Here is a 20,129-nt window from a genome sequence, read left to right as displayed (position 1 = left end):
AAGGCTACCTTGCTACAGCAAGCTCTTGACGTAGGCGTCAATGTCGCTGACATATTTTTCTATGGCCGGAGCATCTTTCTCACGAATTAAATGCTCAAGCGTTTCACACAACTGCTTGCCAGGAACCAGGTTAAGCATAGCAAACACCCCCTTCAGGCGGTGGGCTGTCTGTGCCAACGCGGCAAAATCACGCGCGTCGCATTCAGTATACAGCCTGCTAACATCTTCCGGTACCGTATCAACAAACAGCGCATAATAGCCGCTGGCCTGAAGCTCGGCGTTTTCATCGCCGCCAAGAGGTGATTCCGTGACCTCTTCCTGTGCCAGTTGCTCTTCAATAAGCTGAAGGACCGCGTCCTGCATAGCATTACTGATATTGAAGTTAACACGCAATTGGCCGGGGCCAATTTTGCGTATCCCAGCCTCATCATCGCTTAAAAGCAAGCCCGAAGCAGTAAGATTAGACGGATTATCTGTTAAAAAGATATCAAATTCTTGACTCGTCGCCCTTTCGTCCGGCGTGATGCACGTCGCCCCCCAGCTCTCTAACTGGCGAGTCACAATGGAACGAATCTCGTTAGAGGTGATATCCACCATCGCAACGACATCATCCAGCAGACGCTCTTCCTGTTCGCCGTCCTCCTCCCGCGCGGCCATTTTAACGTGCAGCGAGTAACGGGTACCTAACGATTCGCGCGCTTTTATATTCAAATGCCCGCCCAGCTTGCGTGCCAGTTGGTCACACAGCCAGAAGGTGAGAGCGTTCGCTTTACCGTAACGGTCGGACTGGGTGTCGTTCAGGTAAGGGAAATGCAGATTATCGATTTCACCGTGCGACACGCCGTTGCCAGTGTCCAGAATGCGGAAGGTCAGACGCTCGCCCGCAGACTCATCGGCATTCACTTCCAGCGTGATTTTGCCAATCTGAGTCGTAGTTACCGCGTACTGAATCAGCAGCAACAGAATACGGCGCAAGGCATCGCGATCGCCATGGCGCTGCTCTTTGGCTGGAAGCTGGTTGTTGATCAACAGTTGCAGGCCTTTACGCTTGATGGCGGGCAGGACTTCAGGCACCACTTCATCAATCAAATCCTGTAGCGAGAAGAGTGTGGATGCGCCTTTCCAGCTGTCATTTTCCAGCATATTGGCAAGCTGAATTTCATCAACCAGACGCACCAGCAGATCGGCGTTGTTCGCCAGCTTCTGGCTTTCAGTGGTATCTATCGCGGCGGCCTCGGCGGCCAGCGTCTTGATCGGCTGCTTTAAGGTATCGCTGATATTTTGCATAAAGGCCGCGCGGCCCTGCTGGTTCTTCTCATACAGACGCTGCGCTTGCTTAAGTTTCTTATTCACCAGTACTTCGCGGTCTTGATCGCGAATGATAAAGATCTGCATCCGTGGCGAAACCTGGCTGCGGAACTGGCGAATTTCGTACAGCTCATTATTAATGGTGGCCTGAATCACGCCCTGATGCTGATCCGCCATGCTGGTGATGTTTTGCAGGTTCAGGTGCGGCAAGAGGTGATCGGCGATTTTGTTGCTAATTAAGGTACGATTTGATTCCTGATCGTGCACCAGCAGCCCCAGTGGCAGCAGCGAGACTATCTCTTCATTGATTGCGCGCAGTAAACGCAATTCGTTGTTGGCACCCGACACCGGCGCGGTAGCGGCGCTTTTGCGGCCCGTCTGATGACGGAACGTGGAGTAACCGAACAGCGCCAGCGCCAGCAGGCTAATATTCAGCAGCAGCGGTAGCATGATGTTCTGGAAGGTATCCAGCAACAGCGTGCCAAACGGGACCTGCCACACCAGACGCATGCCGGTTGAATTTAGCGATGAAGAGATCTCTATACGCGAGCTGTTGAAGTTAATTGCGACGCTATCACTGGGCTCTTTATCCTGACTGCGCAGGGCGTTCTGCGACGGGTCCTGTTCGAGGCGGAAACTGTCCAGAGACATCGCCGGCGGCACCAGATCGTTAATCGGCAGGTCGAACGCTACTACCGTCGCAAGATGCCCCGGCTGGTTAAAAGTGGTGCGTAAAGTGAAGTAATGACCGTTTTGCCAGGCCAGACGCCGCAAAGAGGAGAAGGTTTCACGTTCGTCCAGCGTATTCGCTTGCTGGAGCATCTCGGCGCGACGCGAATCGACAATGCTCCCGACCGTAGATTCTTTGAATCCGGAGGAGAGATCTTTTAACGGCAGCGTAGAAATCAGGATCAGGCTGTTATCCTGACCGTTCAGGTAATACATCGACCACGGGATGGTTTCTGCGCCCCACAGCGTATCAAGATAGGTGGACATGCGCTGGGTAATTTCCAGCGTCGAGCTGTCGTGGGAGCCGAAAATTAGCGCCTCGGTTTTACGTCGCGGCTTTTCCAGATAGTAGACGTCCTGTTTAAGACGCGTTTCCTGTAACCCTTCGCTGGACGTTGCTGTAGAGGGGGCGGCGGCAATGTTGTCGTAGATCTGCCAGGTTGCATAACGCCAGGTATCAATGCGCTTATGCACGGCATGGGTCATGTCGACTATCTGATAGCTCTTGTCCTTCAGCCACGCGTTAACCGCGCTCTGAATCATCACGCCCATCGTTACCAGCAACACGATGATCATTAACAGGAAGAAGCGGGTGATGCTGCCCGGCAGCAGGGAAAATTTACCGGACGTTTTCTTGTCAGACTGACTCATTGGCGTGTGTAACCCATCATAACGGCATCTGAATGAGAATATGCTCAGACATAGGTGAGCGTGGGACGTCTTAACCTGTTTTGCGTGGCGAACCCACGTCAAATTCTCTGTAACAGGTGACAGTACAGCAGGCAGTATAAAGGGAACTGTGCCAATTGCCACACTTCAGCGGTTTTCAGCCCCTGAAAGGGGGGAGAAATAGGGGAAATAAAGAGGTGATGGAGAGGCAACATCGCGTTTGCGCCAGGTAATGCCAGCAGGAATTAACCCGAAATTATTACGTGAAAATTATGTTATTAATTTGTTATTGATTTTGTTGGTGATTAATTAATGACCGTTATAATTCCCGAGGGTTAGCATACAGGGATTAAAGTTACGTAAAGAAAGGTAAAAAAAACCGGATGCGATGCATCCGGTGGAAATAGGGGTAAACAGACATTCAGAACTGAATGACGGTAATAAATAAAGTTAATGATGATAGCGATATCTATTTTAGTTGCGGGTGAAACTTTTGTTTTACCATTCAGTGCTAAACCCGTAACCAATTTTAATGCATTGATTATCAACAACTATTTCAAAATTCTTTGTTTATCTGTGCTATTTATCTTACCCATTTGTGCGAAAAAAAGTTCCGCGATTTTTACATTTTGAAACATCTATGTGAATAAATGAAACACCTTTAAGGTTTTAGTATCATTTTGGTGTTGGATTATTCTGCATTTTGCAGCACAATGGGTTTGCCGACTGGTTAATGAGGGTTGACCAGTAAGCAGTGGCATATAAAAAGGCATATAACAGAGGGTTATTAACATGAAAGTTAAAGTACTGTCCCTCCTGGTACCAGCACTGCTGGTAGCGGGCGCAGCAAATGCGGCTGAAATTTATAACAAAGACGGCAACAAATTAGATCTGTACGGTAAAATCGTTGGTCTGCACTACTTCTCCGATGATAACAGCGCTGACGGCGACCAGACCTACATGCGTGTTGGCATTAAAGGTGAGACTCAAATCCAGGACCAACTGACCGGTTACGGCCAGTGGGAATACAACGTTCAGGCGAACAACACTGAAGACTCCGGCAATCAGGCATGGACTCGTCTGGCATTCGCCGGTCTGCGCTTCGGTGATGCAGGTTCCTTCGACTACGGTCGTAACTACGGCGTTGTTTACGACATCACTTCCTGGACCGACGTTCTGCCGGAATTCGGCGGCGACACCTACGGTTCTGACAACTTCCTGCAGCAGCGTGCTAACGGCGTTGCTACCTACCGTAACTCTGACTTCTTCGGTCTGGTTGATGGCCTGAACTTTGCTCTGCAGTATCAGGGTAAAAACGGCAGCCAATCTGGCGAAGGTCAGACCAACAACGGTCGTAAAGAACTGAAACAGAACGGTGACGGCTTCGGTGGCTCCCTGTCTTATGACATCGGCGAAGGCTTCAGCGTCGGTGGTGCGATTGCCAGCTCTAAACGTACTGACGATCAAAACACCAACCTGGCATTTGGCCGTGGCGACAAAGCGACGACCTACACCGGTGGTCTGAAATATGATGCGAACAACATCTACCTGGCCGCACAGTACACCCAGACTTACAACGCGACTCGTTTCGGTGACGTTAACTTCGGTGGCTACGCTGATAAAGCGCAGAACTTCGAAGTTGTTGCACAGTACCAGTTCGACTTCGGTCTGCGTCCGTCCGTTGCTTACCTGCAGTCTAAAGGCAAAGACCTCGTAACTGCTGGTGGTCGTGACTTCGGCGACCAGGATCTGGTTAAATATGTTGATGTTGGCGCGACCTACTACTTCAACAAAAACATGTCTACCTATGTTGATTACAAAATCAACCTGCTGGATGACAACACCTTCACCCGCGCTGCTGGCATCTCTACCGATGACATCGTAGCACTGGGTCTGGTTTACCAGTTCTAATCGACTGTTAACCTGTAGAAAAGGAGCCGAAAGGCTCCTTTTTTTATGCCTTGTTTAAGTTAATTGGTGTACTCTTGCGCGCATTGCAGGAGAAATAATACCGGATGGAAATGAATATCTTACGTGCGGCTCTGGTGAGCGCCGCGTTACTGCTTGCTGGCTGCGATAACGCCAGTACCACCGCGCCGTTAAACGAAACCGCAACGGTGCTCGAAGGCAAGACCATGGGCACCTTCTGGCGTGTGAGCGTGGTGGATATCGATAAAAAACGCGCTGATGAACTGCGTGAAAAAATCCAGACGCAGCTTGATGGTGATGACCAGCTACTCTCGACATGGAAAAACGACTCCGCGCTGATGCGCTTTAACATCTCCTCCAGCACCGTGCCGTGGCCGGTCACTGAAGCCATGGCGGATATCGTCACCGAATCTCTGCGCATCGGGCAAAAAACCCGGGGCGCGATGGACATTACTGTAGGCCCACTGGTGAATCTGTGGGGCTTTGGTCCGGATAAACAGCCGGTCAGCACGCCAACACAGGAACAAATCGATACGGCAAAAGCCAAAACCGGCTTGCAGCATCTGACGGTGATTAACACCGCAGGTCGCCAGTATCTGCAAAAAGATCTCCCGGAACTCTATGTTGATCTTTCGACCGTTGGCGAAGGGTATGCAGCGGATCATCTTGCGCGCCTGATGGGCATGGAGGGGATCTCGCGTTACCTGGTCTCCGTTGGCGGCGCGCTGTCGAGTCGGGGCATGAACGCGGAAGGTCGCCCGTGGCGCGTGGCGATTCAAAAACCGACGGATAAAGAGAACGCCGTACAGGCTATTGTCGATATCAACGGTCACGGGATCAGCACATCCGGCAGCTACCGTAACTATTATGAGCTGGACGGGCAGCGAATCTCTCATGTCATCGATCCTCAAACCGGCCGACCCATTACCCACAAACTGGTTTCTGTGACGGTGATTGCACCGACGGCGCTGGAAGCCGATGCCTGGGACACCGGCCTGATGGTTCTCGGCCCGGAAAAAGCCAAAGAAGTGGTGCGCGAGCAGGGGCTGGCGGTGTATATGATCATGAAAGAGGGTGATAACTTCACCACCTGGATGTCGCCGCAGTTCAAAGCATTTTTGGTAAACGGTAAAAATTAAAAAGCAAGATTGCTGGTTTTTTTGCTGTCTCCTCCAGGGCAAAGTCGTCGTACACTTACTGGAGGAGCCTGATATGACATCTCACACTTTCCATACTGATGAGCGCCGCTGGCAGGCGGTGCTTGAGCGCGATGCCTGTGCCGACGGGCAGTTTGTCTTTGCGGTCCGCACCACCGGTATTTTTTGTCGTCCCTCCTGCAAAGCGCGCCATGCGTTGCGCCAGAATGTGCAATTTTATCCTGATGCTGATGCGGCGCTACAGGCGGGTTTTCGCCCCTGCAAACGCTGTCAGCCGAATACGCTCGATCCCCAGTTGCAAAAAGTGAACAAAGTGGCGATAGCCTGCCGGATGCTCGAACAGGATGCGCCCGTTACCCTGGACACGCTAGCCGAAGCGGTCGCTGTCAGTCCCTACCATTTCCACCGTCTGTTTAAGTCGGTCACCGGCGTCACGCCAAAAGCGTGGCAGCAGGCGTGGCGCGCCCGACGTTTGCGTGAAGCGCTGGCGGAAGGCGAGGCGGTGACGAACGCCGTGCTCAACGCGGGCTTCCCGGACAGCAGCAGCTACTATCGCCATGCCGACCAGCTTCTGGGTATGACGGCAAAACAGTATCGGAGCGGTGGTGAAGAGGCCGTTATTCATTATGCGCTGGAAGAGTGCCGTTTCGGTCGCTGCCTCGTGGCGTTGAGCGCACGTGGTATCTGCGCCGTGCTGCTGGGCGATAGCGATGCGCAACTGACGGCAGAGCTTCAGCAACTTTTCCCCTCGGCGCAATCGCAGCAGGGGAGCCCGGTTTTTCATCAGCAAATTCATGAGGTGGTGAGGCGTCTGGATTTTCAACAGTTGCCGCTGAATTTGCCGCTGGATATTCGCGGCACCGCCTTTCAACAGCAGGTCTGGCAGGCGCTACGCGCGATTCCGCTGGGTGAAACGCGCAGCTATCAGCAAATTGCCACGGCCATTGGCAATCCGAAGGCCGTTCGCGCGGTGGCCGGTGCTTGCGCGGCGAACAAACTGGCGATTATTATTCCGTGCCATCGCGTGGTACGTGAAGATGGCAGCCTGTCGGGATACCGCTGGGGCGTGGGGCGAAAAGCCTCGCTGCTGGCGGATGAGAAAAATGCCGGAGGAAAATAATGCTCGATCTCTTTGCTGATGAAGCCCCCTGGCAGGAACCGCTGGCGGCAGGCGCAGTCATCCTTCGTCGTCAGGCGCTAAGCCAGGCCGGTGAACTGCTGGCGGCGATTGAACAGATCGCCGCGTTGTCACCGTTTCGCCAGATGGTAACGCCCGGCGGCTATACCATGTCGGTGGCGATGACCAACTGCGGCCCGCTGGGCTGGAGCACCGACCTCCACGGTTACTGCTACACGCCGCGCGATCCGCTGACGGGTAAATCCTGGCCGTCCATGCCGGATGTTTTCCGCAGGCTGGCGCTGGAGGCGGCGACGCAGGCGGGCTATGCTGATTTTTCGCCGGACGCCTGCCTGATTAACCGCTATCTTCCGGGTGCGAAACTGTCGCTGCATCAGGATAAAGACGAAGCCACGCTGAGCGCGCCGATTGTGTCGGTTTCGCTGGGCTTGCCCGCTGTGTTCCAGTTTGGCGGCCTGAAGCGTAACGATCCGCTCCAGCGCGTGTTGCTGGAACATGGCGATGTGGTGGTGTGGGGCGGCGAATCGCGCCTCTTTTATCATGGCATTCAGCCGCTCAAACCGGGCCACCATCCACAGGTTGGCCCACTGCGCTATAACCTCACCTTTCGCCATGCGGGTAATAAAGAATAAAAATAAGAATTATTCTTGATGTACTCGCGCGGCAGTTTACACTGCACGCTGTTTTTCTTTTCCGGGTTGCTGTTTTATGGAACTTCTCCTGCTTGTCTGGCGCCAGTACCGCTGGCCATTTATTGCCGTTATGGCACTGAGTTTGCTGAGTGCGGCGTTAGGGATTGGGCTGATTGCCTTCATTAACCTGCGTTTAATCACGACGGTCGATATGTCGCTGACGGTGCTGCCAGAGTTTCTCGGGCTGCTGCTATTGCTGATGGCGGTTACGCTGGGTTCGCAACTGGCGCTGACCACCCTCGGACATCACTTTGTTTACCGTCTGCGCAGCGAATTCATTAAACGTATTCTGGACACCCAGGTCGAACGCATCGAAAAACTCGGCAGCGCGGCGCTGCTGGCGGGCCTGACCAGCGATGTGCGTGCGATCACCATCGCTTTCGTCCGCCTGCCGGAACTGGTGCAGGGGATCATCCTGACCTTTGGCTCCGCCGCTTACCTGGCATTTCTGTCGACGAAAATGCTGCTGGTGACCGCACTGTGGATGGCGCTGACCATCTGGGGCGGTTTTGTGCTGGTGGCGCGGGTCTACAAACATATGGCGATTCTGCGTGAGACGGAAGATGCGCTGTATCAGGATTATCAAACCGTGCTGGAAGGGCGCAAAGAGCTCACGCTCAACCGGGAACGCGCAGAGTATGTCTTTAATCAGCTCTATATTCCGGACGCGAAAAGTTACCGTCACCATATTGTGCGTGCCGACACCTTCCACCTGAGCGCCGTGAACTGGTCGAACATAATGATGCTGGGCGCCATCGGCCTGGTCTTCTGGATGGCGAACAGTCTGGGCTGGGCGGATACCGCCGTGGCGGCGACGTACTCGCTAACGCTGCTGTTCCTGCGCACACCGTTGTTATCGGCCGTTGGCGCGCTGCCGACGTTGCTCAGCGCGCAGGTGGCGTTCAAAAAGCTCAACACCTTCTCGCTTGCACCTTACCAGGCGGAATTCCCGGTGCCAAAAGCGTATCCAAACTGGCAAACGCTCGAACTGCGCGATGTGGAGTTTCACTATGAAGACAACACCTTCGCCGTGGGCCCAATTAATCTGACGCTCCATCGCGGCGAACTGGTATTCCTGATTGGCGGCAACGGCAGCGGTAAATCGACGCTGGCGATGCTGCTTACCGGGCTCTATCAACCGGTTAAAGGGCAGATTCTGCTGGATGGCAAACCGCTGGCGGCGGACAAACCGGAAGATTACCGTAAGCTATTCTCAGCGGTCTTCACCGACGTCTGGCTGTTTGACCAGTTGCTGGGGCCGGAAGGAAAACAGGCCGACCCGGCGCTGGTGGATAAGTGGCTGGAACAGCTGAAAATGGGGCATAAGGTGAAGCTGGAAAACGGCAAAATCCTTGACCTTAAACTCTCGAAAGGGCAAAAGAAGCGTGTGGCGCTACTGCTGGCATTAGCGGAAGAGCGAGACATCATTATGCTGGATGAGTGGGCCGCCGATCAGGATCCGCACTTCCGCCGCGAGTTCTACCAAATATTGCTCCCGCTGATGCAACAGATGGGCAAAACTGTTTTCGCTATCAGCCACGACGACCACTACTTCATCCATGCCGATCGTCTGCTGGAGATGCGCAATGGTCAATTGAGTGAGTTGACCGGCGAGGAGCGCGACGCCGCCTCGCGCGATGCGGTCGCCCGAACGGCATAACCTGATGAAAAAAGCGGCATTCGCCGCTTTTTTTATGGGTTTTAAAATGCTGTTTATTATTATTTACATTACTCCACGCTATGCTTAATGCTCCCGGCTGACCTGCCGGGCATTCACATGACCGAAAGGATGACCGGCAATGTCCGCAATAATGAAAAACAGCGCAAAGCTGCGTGATGAAGAGCGTGCGCGCCTTATCTGGCTCTTAACCACCGATAAAGCCATTACTTCTGTTCTGCTGGGTAAACTGACGCTCGCCGAGCAGTATGATGAAAGTACGCTTATCGACGATCTTGCGGAAGTGAGCGCGCTGGTGGCGCATCTTCCTGGCCCGGACCTGGCGGACGTTCTGGAGGCATTGCCCTCCGATGAGCGTCACGCGTTATGGAACGTGGTGGAAGATGACAAGCGCGGTAAAGTGTTGCTTGAAGCATCGGAGAACGTCTGGGACGACCTCATTGACGATATGAGCGACCGGGCGTTGCTCGATGCATTGCAAACGCTGGACATCGATGAACAGATTTACCTGGTTCAGCATCTGCCACGCGATTTAACCGGACGCCTGCTGGCAACGCTCCCGCCGTCCGAGCGCGCACGCGTGCGTCAGGTGATGAACTACGCCCACGATCGCGTCGGCTCGATCATGGAGTTCGAAGTCATTACCGTGCGCCCGGAAGTGACGCTGGCGACCGTTCAGCGCTACCTGCGGCGGCTCGGAAAAATGCCGGAAAACACCGATAAACTGTTCGTCACCCGGCGCGATATGACGCTGGTAGGCGAGCTTGAACTGACCACCATTTTGCTCAGCCCGGCACAAAGCACCGTTGAAGCGGTAATGGAATCTGAACCGGTGGCTTTCCACCCGGAAGAAGAGTCGGAAAAGGTGGCCCGTACCTTCGAACGTGACAACCTGGTCAGCGCCGCGGTTATCGATCAGCAGGGCAAACTGATGGGACGTTTGACCATCGATGAGATCGTTGACGTGGTTTATGAAGAAACGGATAGCGATCTGCGTCGCATGGGTGGCCTGAGTGCCGAAGAGGACGTGTTTGCGCCAGTGACCAAAGCGGTGAAAACCCGTTGGGCGTGGCTGGCCATCAACCTCTGCACCGCCTTTATTGCTTCGCGCGTCATCGATGGCTTCGAACATACCATCTCACAACTGGTGGCGCTGGCGTCGTTGATGCCGATCGTCGCAGGCATTGGCGGTAACACCGGAAACCAGACGATTACCATGATCGTGCGCGCGCTGGCGCTACAGCAGATCCAGCCGGGCAACTTCTCATTTCTGATCCTGCGTGAAATGGGCGTGGCGTTGATTAATGGCCTGGTGTGGGGCGGGATCATGGGCTGCGTCACCTGGCTGCTCTACAGCGACCCGCACCTGGGTGCGGTGATGACGCTGGCGATGGTGCTGAATCTGCTGGTCGCGGCGCTAATGGGCGTACTGATCCCGATGATCATGGTGAAGTTTGGCCGCGACCCGGCGGTAGGCTCCAGCGTGATGATCACCGCGATCACCGACACCGGCGGCTTCTTTATTTTCCTTGGGCTGGCGACGATTTTTCTGCTTTAGCAGCCAGTTTCGCTTTCAGGCGGGCAGGGATTAGCACCATGCAGACCACGCCCGCCAGCACGCCAATCGCCAGATTGCCGGTGCTGACGGTTGCCGCGACCGTGACTACCATCACCACGGTTTCTGGCCATGGGGCGCGTTTCAGTGTTGCAGGCTGGATGCTGTGCCAGCTAAAGGTTTTGAACGCCACAATCACCATAATACCGGCCAGTACCGACATCGGAATATCAGCCATCACCTTGCTTAATGCCGTCACTAACAACAGTAATACCAGGCCTGCCATGATTGTTGAAACGCGGCTACGGCCTTTTCCCATCTCCACGTTGACGATCGTCTGACCAATCATCGCACAACCCGCGATGCCACCGTAAAAACCGGCCAGGATGTTGGCGATGCCAAGCCCGGCGCTTTCGCGTGCTTTATTTGACGGCGTCGCGGTCAAATCATCAACCAGCTTTGCCGTCAGCAACGACTCCATTAAGCCGACAAACGCAATGCTCAGCGCGCAGGGCCAGATGATGTTCAGGGTGTCGAGATTTAGCGGCACCAGTAATTGCGTCAGGCCGGGCAGGCCGCCGCTCATCGAACCTTCATCGCCTACGGTGGGCAGTAGCTGACCGCTTGTGACGGTGAAAAGGGTTAACAGCACGATGGCAATCAGCGGTGATGGCACGCTCTTAATCACCCGCGGCACCCACAGGACAATCAGCAGGGTCGCGACGAACAGCGCGATAATTAGCGGATTACGGCTCCAGAAATGCGGCACTTGCGCGAAGAAGATCAGCACGCCTAGCGCGTTGACAAAACCGGTCATCACCGGATGAGGAATAAAACGCATCAACCGTGCCATACCGCACAGGCCGAACAGAATTTGAATCACGCCAGCCATCACCACTGCGGGCAAGATGTATCCCACGCCGTGTTGATGCACCATTGGCCCGATGACCAGCGCCACAGAACCGGCGGCGGCAGTCACCATCGCCGGACGCCCGCCGAGAAAGGACATCGCCAGGCACAGCACGACCGAGGCGATCAAACTGACTTTGGGGTCAACGCCAGCAATCACGGAAAAAGAGATGACTTCGGGGATCAATGCCAGCGCGGTAATGACGCCAGCCAGCGTTTCACGTAGCAGCAGTTTGGGCGAGCGCATTACGGAAAGGAGGCGACCATCCTGGGGAGCAAAAGGGGTGTCTGACATAGGATCTTCATTGGTTATCGATAGCCGGTTTTCTATAAGCCGTGCTTTCGTGCTATTTATCACAAAACGGAGCAGTTTACCGCTCTATGTCACAGAATGCCAATACAAAAATTTAATTGACGTATACATTTATTAAACATTTTGATAACAGGTCTCAAAACACAACTTAAAATTTAAACAATATTTAATTTTTTTGTTGCTGGTGATACCGTATACCCACGAATTGTTTTTACCTGCGTGTAACAAATCGCATTTCAAGTAAGGCCTCCCTACAATGAAGAAAAAGACAGCTGTACCCAATGCACAGAAAGCGGGTTCCGATACTGCTTCTGATGTGGCCAAAACCAACTCCCGCGTTATACACGAGACGGATGTTTTGTTGATCGGTGGTGGTATTATGAGCGCTACGCTGGGTACCTGGCTGCAAGAGCTGGAACCGAACTGGTCGATCACCATGGTCGAGCAAATGGAAAGCGTCGCGGAAGAGAGTTCCAACGGCTGGAACAACGCAGGCACCGGCCACTCGGCGCTGATGGAACTGAACTACACGCCACAGAAAGCGGACGGTTCTGTCAGCATCGAAAAAGCGATTGATATAAACGAAGCATTCCAGGTTTCTCGTCAGTTCTGGGCGCATCAGGTGAAGCGCGGCGTCCTCACGCAGCCGAAATCCTTTATTAACACCGTTCCGCATATGAGCTTTGTCTGGGGCGATGCGAACGTCAACTTCCTGCGCGCGCGCTACCGTGCGCTGCAGCAGAACCCACTGTTCCGCGGTATGCGCTACTCCGAAGATCATCAACAGATTAAAGAGTGGGCGCCGCTGGTGATGGAAGGGCGCGATCCGCAGCAAAAAATTGCCGCGACACGTACCGAAGCCGGTACCGATGTGAACTATGGCGAAATTACCCGCCAGCTGATTTCCTCGTTGCAGGCGCATAAAAACTTCAGCCTGCAGCTCAATACGGTGGTGCGTCGTTTCCGTCAGAATGCGGACAAGAGCTGGACCATCACCGTATCCGATGCCAATAACAGCCACGCGAAACGCACGATTAAAGCCAAATTTATCTTTATCGGCGCGGGTGGCGCGGCGTTGAAACTGCTGCAACAGACCAAAATTCCTCAAGCGAAAGAGTATGCCGGCTTCCCGGTTGGCGGCCAGTTCCTGGTGTGTGAAAACCCCGAGGTGGTGAATCATCATCTGGCGAAAGTATATGGTCAGGCCGATGTTGGCGCGCCACCGATGTCGGTGCCGCACATTGATACCCGCGTGATTGATGGCAAACGCGTCATTCTGTTCGGACCATTCGCGACCTTCTCAACGCGCTTCCTGAAAAACGGATCGCTGTGGGATCTGCTGGCGTCGATCAACAAATCGAACATCATGCCGATGATCAACGTCGGAATGGACAACTTCGATCTGGTGAAATATCTGGTTAGCCAGGTGCTGCAGAAAGATAAGGATCGTCACGCCGCGCTGCGTGAATACTATCCGATGGCGCAGAAAGGCGACTGGCGCTTGTGGCAGGCGGGGCAGCGCGTGCAGATTATCAAGCGCGATGCGCAGAAAGGCGGCGTTCTGCGTCTGGGCACAGAAGTGGTGAGCGACGATGAAGGTACTGTGGCAGCCCTGCTCGGTGCGTCGCCGGGTGCTTCTACTGCTGCGCCAATTATGCTGCAACTGCTGGAAAAAGTGTTCCACGAGAAAATGCAGACCGCAGCCTGGCAGGCGAAAATCAAAGCCGTAGTGCCGACTTACGGCTCGCGCCTGAACGAACATCCGCAGGCGATTGAAGAGACTCTGGCGCACACCAGTGAAGTGCTGGAACTGAGCTACGTGCCGGTTCGTGATGCCGATCCTACCCCGCAACCGCAGACAAAATCACAGCCGGTGGTGGTGAATGAGATGGCGGATATTGCGCTGTAAATGATAAAAAGCCCCGAATACGGGGCTTCTTGCAGATTGCCAATGCCTGATGCGCTATGCTTATCAGGCCTACATAAAACTGCAATATATTGAATTTGCATGATTTTGTAGGCCGGATAAGGCGTTCACGCCGCATCCGGCATAAACATGGACACGTTATTAACGCTCTACAGCGTTATGAACTTCTTCTTCGGCTTTCCAGACGCGGTATTTAACTTCCACGTTATCCGGGGTGTAGACCACGATCGGCAGTTTGCTGTTGTAACGCAACATGCCGTCGTCACCGAGATACGCCGCAACGAACTGTTTGGTCTTCGTTTTGTCCGGGCAGGCCATCATGGTGGAGACCGGCTCGCCAACTTTATCAAAGACATAGTAGTCGTAACCCCAACCTTCCAGCGTTTTGCTTTCCAGCTTGCCACCCAGGCGGTGACGGTTGCAGTCGACTTCCAGCGTTTTACCAATCATCAGCTCAACTTTCAGCGCTGATTCGTCCTGCTGCGCAGGTAACTGAATCACCTGGCGCTTCATGCCTTTTTCCGCTTGCGGATAAGGCGCAACTTTTTCCAGCGGTTGCTCTGCCGCCGTGGCAGAAAGCGAAACTGCGGTCAGTAGTAAAGCAGCGAGCGTAAATGTGTTTTTCACTGTGAATCCTTTTTATCAGTAGTTCATCGGCAAGATTATCATCATTGTCGTGAATGTTAAGTGCCATTTACTGATTTTTGCATTAATAGTAGTGAACTGTTTTGCGTAGTAATCCGAAAACGAAGTTTCTCGCTGTCAGGATTAAAGCAGTTCTATCTGCTGTTTTGCACAGGCTTCGCGTAAAGCGGCATCGGGCTCCCCATCGATGATAATCGCGCTGGCAAGGGAAAGCGGGCCGATGGCAAAAGCGGAAGCGGCATTCATCTTTTCAGCCGAGGCCATGACCACTGTTTCTGCCGCGCGCTGCGACAGGGCGCGTTTCACACAGGCTTCCTCGTAATCACCCGTGGTAAAGCCTGCGCTGGCATGAATGCCCGTCACGCCCATAAAAAAGAGGTCGGCATTGATATGACTGATGGCATCGATCATTGCCGATCCCACTGTCACAACAGAATGTTTAAACAATCTCCCGCCGATGACGATCACCTCCACCAGTGGGTGATCGATCAGACTGACGGCAATCCCTGGGCTGTGAGTGACGACGGTAAAGGCGATATCCCGTGGTAGGCGCGCCACCAGTTCATGGGCGGTGGTTCCGCCATCAATCATCACCACCTGACCTGGTTGTATCAGTTTTACCGCTTTTTCTGCCACTATCTGCTTTGAACGGTTTTGCACGTTTTTGCGTGTTTCGATTGGCGCTATTGCGGCTGATGCGGGCAGTGCACCACCATGAACGCGCTGCAACAGACCTTCAGCCGCTAGTTCCCGTAAATCACGCCGGATAGAGTCCTCTGAAATCAGGAACCTTTGGCTCAGTTCGCTGGATAAAACTTGCTTATGTTGCGCGAGCAGTTCGAGAATTGCTTTTTTACGTTGGCTGGCGAGCATGAATATTTCTCTTCACGTTTTTTCTTGATATTGCACGATTGTGCATGACATTATCGTTTTTGTCATTCACCTGAGGAATAAAAATGCACAATAACACACCACGCCTTCGCAACGTTCAGGAACAGCTTCTATCTGATAACTGGTACGTACTGAAAAAATATACCTTCGATGTACAGCGCCGTGACGGAAGCTGGCAGACGCAGAGCCGCGAGGTCTATGACCGGGGCAATGGCGCAACGATCCTGCTCTATAACCGCGAGAAAAAAAGTGTGGTACTGACCCGACAGTTTCGCTTCCCGGTTTCGGTGAACGGCCACTCAGGTCTGTTGATTGAGGCGGCGGCGGGGCTGCTGGATCAAGCGTCGCCGGAAGCGCGGATTCTGGCGGAGGCTGAAGAAGAAACCGGCTTTAAAGTGAGCCACCTGGAAAAAGTTTTTGAAGCCTATATGAGCCCCGGTTCGGTCACGGAGAAACTCTACTTTTTCATCGCGGAATACAGCGAGCGCGACCGTACCGGTGACGGTGGTGGGCTGGCGGAAGAGGGCGAAGACATTGAAGTGCTGGAGTGGCCCTTTGAGCAAGCGCTGGCGGCGATTACGCGCGGTGAAATTGTGGACGGGAAAACCATCATGTTGTTGCAGCATCTGGCGCTGAAGGATGTCTTTCACGAAAACGGGGCTGAATCGAGGTTTTAAACACTCAGGCAGGCGGGATGCGGAAATCCTGCCTATAAAAGAGTCTTTTATACAAACTTCCGGGTGACCTATGTTAATTGACTGGCCGCGTCGTCGTGCGCTACCTAACTACGCGCTTTATGGTGCGGAACCCGGACAGTCGTCGCTGGATATGGTGCATTATGAGCGCATTCCCTCGCGCGCCAGCCGCTTTGGTTTTGATATCGAGCCCCACTTCCACGATGTTCTGATTCAGACACTGTATGTTACGCGCGGCAGCGGCGAAGCGACCATTGACGGCGAAGTCTGGGCTTTTAACGCACCGTGCCTGGTCGTCGTTCCCGCTCGCGCAGTACACGGATTTCGTTTTAGCGACGATGTTGATGGTCACGTTATTACCACGGCGCAATCGGCAATCGAATCGGTCGCGCTGACCGCCGCCCCGGATTTACTGGACTTTGTGCGTACGCCCGCGATGCTGACGGTAGATACCGCCCATCGGCGCGGGGTGCGTCTTGAAACGCTCTTTGACGCGATTGGCCGGGAAGCGGAGAACAGCGAGCGCTGGCAATACACCGCCGGGCTGGCGCTGACCATTGCGCTGTTTGTGCAGATCGCGCGTTTAAGTGAAAAAGCGGAGCTGGCGGGCAACCCTGCAAGGGCGGCGCTGGTCGCCAGGATTGAACGTTTTCGTGCCTTACTGGATGAACGTTGTCGACAGCGACAACCCGTGGCTCATTATGCGGCGGCAATGGGAATTTCCACCGGGCAACTGACGCGAATCTGTCGGGAAGCATTCGGTATTTCGGCGATTGAAGCCATCGATCGGCGTGCGGTGCACGAAGCGCGGCGTCTGCTGGTCTACTCCTCGTTTAGCGTCAAGCAAATCTCGGCGGAATTAGGATTTCGCGATGAAGCCTATTTTGGCCGCTTCTTTCGCAAGCAAACTGGCCTGCGGCCTACGGAATATCGCCTGCGAGAGCAGGGGCGGTTATCGCAGAGAAAACCGGCTTCCATAAAGAAAGCCGGTCTGGCTGATTAACGCAGCTTCACAAACAAATGCGCGGGCCCTGAGTTGGTCAGATTATTGCCGCGAACGTACTCGATAGGCTGAGCGGGATCGAGCGCAATTTCTGATATTTTACGCGCCACCAGTCGCGTGGCGATCAGCGTTTCAAGCTTCGCCAGCGGCTGGCCGAGACATTTATGCATCCCGTTGCCAAAACCCAAATGACCGGAAGTATCACGGTCGATATTAAAGGTATCGCCGTCCGCGAACTTACGGCTGTCGCGATTGGCGGACGAGAGCAACAACCGCACCACCGCGCCTTTGGGCAACTCAACGCCTGCCACAGTGGTGGCTTCGGTGGTCATGCGGCTGACGCGCTGCACCGTCCCGCGATAGCGCGCCACCTCCTCAACAAATTTATCCGCATCCGCTTCATTATCGCGAATACGCGCCACCAGATGCGGGTGTTCTGCGAACATGCGGAACGCATTCGCAACCAGAATGGTGGTGGTGTCGTGCCCGGCGATAAAGACGAAGGCGCACAGCTCTTTGGCCTCTTTTTCGCTGAGCAGACCCTCCTTCCACATGCGGGCGATATGGCCACCGATTGACTGGCTGTTGCTCAGGTGCAGCCGCTCCATGGCCTCTTTCAGATAGGCAAAGAAGGCCATGGCGCTTTGTTCATCGGTGCCGGTGCCGGGGGCGTTACGCGCCAGGCGTCCGAAGTAGCTGAAGGTTTCGTCCGACCAGAACTTCATCTTTTCTTCGTCTTCATTCGGCACATCGATCATCGCCGAGATGGTGGCGATGCTGAGCGGAATGGCGAACTCTTCCACCACATCGCCGCCGCCCTTGGCGATCATCGCGTCGATTAACACTTCCGCGCGGCGCTCGATCTCGGTGGCAAACGGTTCGATGGCCAGCGGCATGAAAGAAGGCTGTGCAATCTTACGCAGACGCGTGTGATCGGGGGCATCATACAGCGTCAGAAAAGTGAGCGGCGGCGGGCTGACTACTTCTGATGAGAAGAGTTTTGGATTACGAATGGCCTGCCAGACATCATCGTAACGCGACAGGAACCAGACGTCCGAGGTGGCTGACTGGCAGCGCAATACCGGGGCGTGCTCACGCATCCAGCGATAATGTTCGTATGGATCGCCCTGCGAACCGTCGTCCACCACTTTGAAAGGTTGCAGTTCTTGTGGCCAGCTCAGCTCATGAGAGTAGGGCGGCTGTTTAGCCATTGCCGCGAACGGGCAACGAGCGGGCTCCGGTTGCGGCACGTGCGCTAAGGCAGCAGGCGCAGTTTTTTTGCCCAACGCACGGCTCATGGTCGCTTTGGAATGAAGGGCATGTTGTGCAATGACTTCGCGCGCGGCATTGATGTCGCCATACTCAAATGCGCTAACCAGATCCCGGTGTTGCTGAACGATATCGCCCACGATCTCAATGTCATCCCGCAGTGCCCGACCAATGTAGTCCTGTACCGCGAGTTGCTTATAGAGGGCAATCAACGGGGCGTTGTTTGATGCTTCAATCAGGAACAGGTGAAACGCATGATTGGCCTGCGCGTAGCGCGTGACATCGCTAAAACGCTTACCGACAACAAACGGCGCGGTAGCGTCGGCCAGCCGGCGGAATTCATGCAATTGTGCGCCTGATAAGCGCCCCAGGGTGAGCTGTACCGCACCCAGCTCCAGCGCCAGACGCAGATCAAACGTGTCATCGACGTCCTTCGGGGCAATATGTTCTTCCCCCGTCTGCACCACCTGTCCGGCTCCGGCAAACTTTTCATAATAGAAGTTACGCGGGCTAACGCCTTCCGCAGCCAGCCAGTCACGTACAGCTTCCACCATTGGCGGCGGCCCGCAGAGATAAATATCGACATCGCCGCCGTTAAGCTGCGAGGCCGTAATATGTTGCGTGACGTACCCTTTGTGCGGCGACGCACTTTCAGGGCTGGCGACCGTGCAGAGATAGCTAAAATTAGGCAGACGCCGGGCGTACTCCTCAAGCCGATCCAGCTCAACCCGATCCTCGTCGTGGGTGACGCCGAAGATCAGATGGACAGGCTGCGTTACATCACCTTCTTCATTGATCTTATCCAGCATGGACAAAAACGGCGCGAGCCCCGTGCCGCCCGCAAGGAATAACAGCGGGCGTTCGATGGGGCGCAAATAGAAACTCCCCATCGGCCCGCGAAAGGTAATGGCATCGCCGGGTTTGGCCTGCTCGCGGAGATAGCCGGACATTAAGCCCTGCGGAACATTGCGGATCAGAAAAGACACTTCGTTGGACGAAGGGCCTGAGCTAAATGAGTAGGAACGCGTTTGCGTGCTGCCAGGCACCTGGATATTGACGTACTGACCCGGCAGGAAGCGGAGCGCGCTGCGGTTTTCCAGTTCTGCCGAGAACGTGATTGCCGTGGGCGAGAGCGCTTCGCAGGCGGTGATACGCCCGGTAAACGCGGTGCTGTTGATTCCTGCCGCATCAGACGTAGCGGCAATCTGCACCACGCAGTCGCTTGACGGACGCATCTGGCACGTCAGCACGTGTCCGGCATTCACTTCATCGTCGGAGAGTGCGTCAGGCACATAATCGCCGAGCGCAAACTGACCTGATTCACAGGTCGCTTTGCAGGTGCCGCACACGCCGTCGCGGCAGTCGAGTGGAATAGCAATTTTTGCACGCAACGCTGCATCGGCGACGGACTCACCGGTAAGACATTGAATAAAATGCGTCGCGCCGTCTTCAAAACGTAGGGTGACCTGATGGCTCATTGTTTTTATCCTCGGGTTGCAGGTGGTTCCAGCCTCTGGCGGACTGGTATGAAACTCGAGGCTCCATATCATGCCGGAAGCCCTTTTCAGTCAACGGACAGAAATGACGTAAAACAGGACAAACCCTGCATTAGGCGAGGTTGG

The 20,129-nt window shown here is 54.4% G+C and carries 14 protein-coding genes and 1 pseudogene; 9 read left to right on the top strand and 6 right to left on the bottom strand.

Going from position 1 to position 20,129, the window contains the following annotated elements; genetic code table 11:
• Positions 1 to 12 precede the first annotated feature (12 nt).
• A complete protein-coding gene (gene rcsD, locus NMC31_RS19285) occupies positions 13 to 2,688 on the bottom strand; it encodes a phosphotransferase RcsD (RefSeq protein ID WP_149462041.1) in 2,676 nt (891 codons plus the stop codon).
• 810 nt (positions 2,689 to 3,498) lie between these two features.
• Here rcsD and NMC31_RS19280 point away from each other — a divergent pair.
• The 6 genes from NMC31_RS19280 to mgtE all read left to right on the top strand — a co-directional run bounded on the left by NMC31_RS19280 (position 3,499) and on the right by mgtE (position 10,858).
• Positions 3,499 to 4,617: a porin OmpC gene (locus NMC31_RS19280; protein ID WP_253898879.1), complete on the top strand. Its 1,119-nt coding sequence runs from the start codon at positions 3,499 to 3,501 to the stop codon at positions 4,615 to 4,617.
• Positions 4,618 to 4,721: 104 nt separating this feature from the next.
• A complete protein-coding gene (apbE, locus tag NMC31_RS19275) occupies positions 4,722 to 5,774 on the top strand; it encodes an FAD:protein FMN transferase ApbE (RefSeq protein ID WP_253898878.1) in 1,053 nt (350 codons plus the stop codon).
• 73 nt (positions 5,775 to 5,847) lie between these two features.
• Entirely contained in the window at positions 5,848 to 6,912 is a 1,065-nt protein-coding gene (ada, locus tag NMC31_RS19270) for a bifunctional DNA-binding transcriptional regulator/O6-methylguanine-DNA methyltransferase Ada (RefSeq protein WP_253898877.1), read from the top strand.
• Positions 6,912 to 7,562, top strand: coding sequence for a DNA oxidative demethylase AlkB (alkB, locus tag NMC31_RS19265; RefSeq protein ID WP_253898876.1), 651 nt, complete (start codon positions 6,912 to 6,914; stop codon positions 7,560 to 7,562). The genes ada and alkB overlap by 1 nt, the downstream gene beginning before the upstream one ends.
• Positions 7,563 to 7,638: 76 nt before the next feature.
• Positions 7,639 to 9,282, top strand: a complete 1,644-nt coding sequence (locus NMC31_RS19260; protein ID WP_149462047.1) for a multidrug ABC transporter permease/ATP-binding protein — start codon at positions 7,639 to 7,641, stop codon at positions 9,280 to 9,282.
• A 139-nt stretch (positions 9,283 to 9,421) separates the two neighbouring features.
• A complete protein-coding gene (gene mgtE, locus NMC31_RS19255) occupies positions 9,422 to 10,858 on the top strand; it encodes a magnesium transporter (RefSeq protein ID WP_108473624.1) in 1,437 nt (478 codons plus the stop codon).
• Here the strand turns inward: mgtE and NMC31_RS19250 are convergent.
• On the bottom strand, positions 10,821 to 12,059 hold the full coding sequence (locus tag NMC31_RS19250; RefSeq protein WP_253898875.1) for a SulP family inorganic anion transporter: 1,239 nt from the start codon (positions 12,057 to 12,059) through the stop codon (positions 10,821 to 10,823). The two genes, mgtE and NMC31_RS19250, sit on opposite strands and share 38 nt — an antisense overlap.
• Before the next feature lie 274 nt (positions 12,060 to 12,333).
• Here NMC31_RS19250 and mqo point away from each other — a divergent pair, with 274 nt between their 5' ends.
• Positions 12,334 to 13,986: a malate dehydrogenase (quinone) gene (gene mqo / locus NMC31_RS19245; protein WP_253898874.1), complete on the top strand. Its 1,653-nt coding sequence runs from the start codon at positions 12,334 to 12,336 to the stop codon at positions 13,984 to 13,986.
• Between the two features lie 159 nt (positions 13,987 to 14,145).
• Here mqo and eco read toward each other — a convergent pair whose 3' ends face one another.
• Together eco and NMC31_RS19235 are read right to left on the bottom strand one after the other, a co-directional pair.
• Entirely contained in the window at positions 14,146 to 14,631 is a 486-nt protein-coding gene (gene eco, locus NMC31_RS19240) for a serine protease inhibitor ecotin (RefSeq protein ID WP_015963697.1), read from the bottom strand.
• Positions 14,632 to 14,772: 141 nt separating this feature from the next.
• A complete protein-coding gene (locus tag NMC31_RS19235; protein ID WP_253898873.1) occupies positions 14,773 to 15,522 on the bottom strand; it encodes a DeoR/GlpR family DNA-binding transcription regulator in 750 nt (249 codons plus the stop codon).
• An 83-nt stretch (positions 15,523 to 15,605) separates the two neighbouring features.
• Here NMC31_RS19235 and NMC31_RS19230 point away from each other — a divergent pair, with 83 nt between their 5' ends.
• Both NMC31_RS19230 and NMC31_RS19225 read left to right on the top strand, forming a co-directional pair.
• Positions 15,606 to 16,217 carry an NUDIX domain-containing protein gene (locus NMC31_RS19230; RefSeq protein WP_253898872.1) on the top strand — a complete coding sequence of 204 codons (612 nt, stop codon included), beginning with the start codon at positions 15,606 to 15,608 and terminating at the stop codon, positions 16,215 to 16,217.
• 70 nt (positions 16,218 to 16,287) lie between these two features.
• The gene (locus NMC31_RS19225) at positions 16,288 to 17,238 is read left to right on the top strand and encodes a helix-turn-helix domain-containing protein (protein WP_149462052.1); all 951 of its coding nucleotides are present in this window, start codon (positions 16,288 to 16,290) and stop codon (positions 17,236 to 17,238) included.
• Here NMC31_RS19225 and NMC31_RS26315 read toward each other — a convergent pair.
• Together NMC31_RS26315 and benC are read right to left on the bottom strand one after the other, a co-directional pair.
• Complete coding sequence (locus NMC31_RS26315; protein WP_253898903.1) at positions 17,235 to 18,971, bottom strand: cytochrome P450; 1,737 nt, start codon at positions 18,969 to 18,971, stop codon at positions 17,235 to 17,237. The genes NMC31_RS19225 and NMC31_RS26315 overlap by 4 nt on opposite strands.
• Positions 18,972 to 18,989: 18 nt before the next feature.
• Positions 18,990 to 19,985, bottom strand: a pseudogene (gene benC, locus NMC31_RS26310) (benzoate 1,2-dioxygenase electron transfer component BenC); the annotation flags it as partial.
• Positions 19,986 to 20,129 lie beyond the last annotated feature (144 nt).

The sequence above is a fragment of the Pseudocitrobacter vendiensis genome (assembly GCF_943590815.1).
GTDB lineage: Bacteria > Pseudomonadota > Gammaproteobacteria > Enterobacterales > Enterobacteriaceae > Pseudocitrobacter > Pseudocitrobacter vendiensis.
The sequence above is the reverse complement of the archived record's forward strand: the minus strand, read 5'-3'. Positions and strand labels throughout refer to the sequence as shown.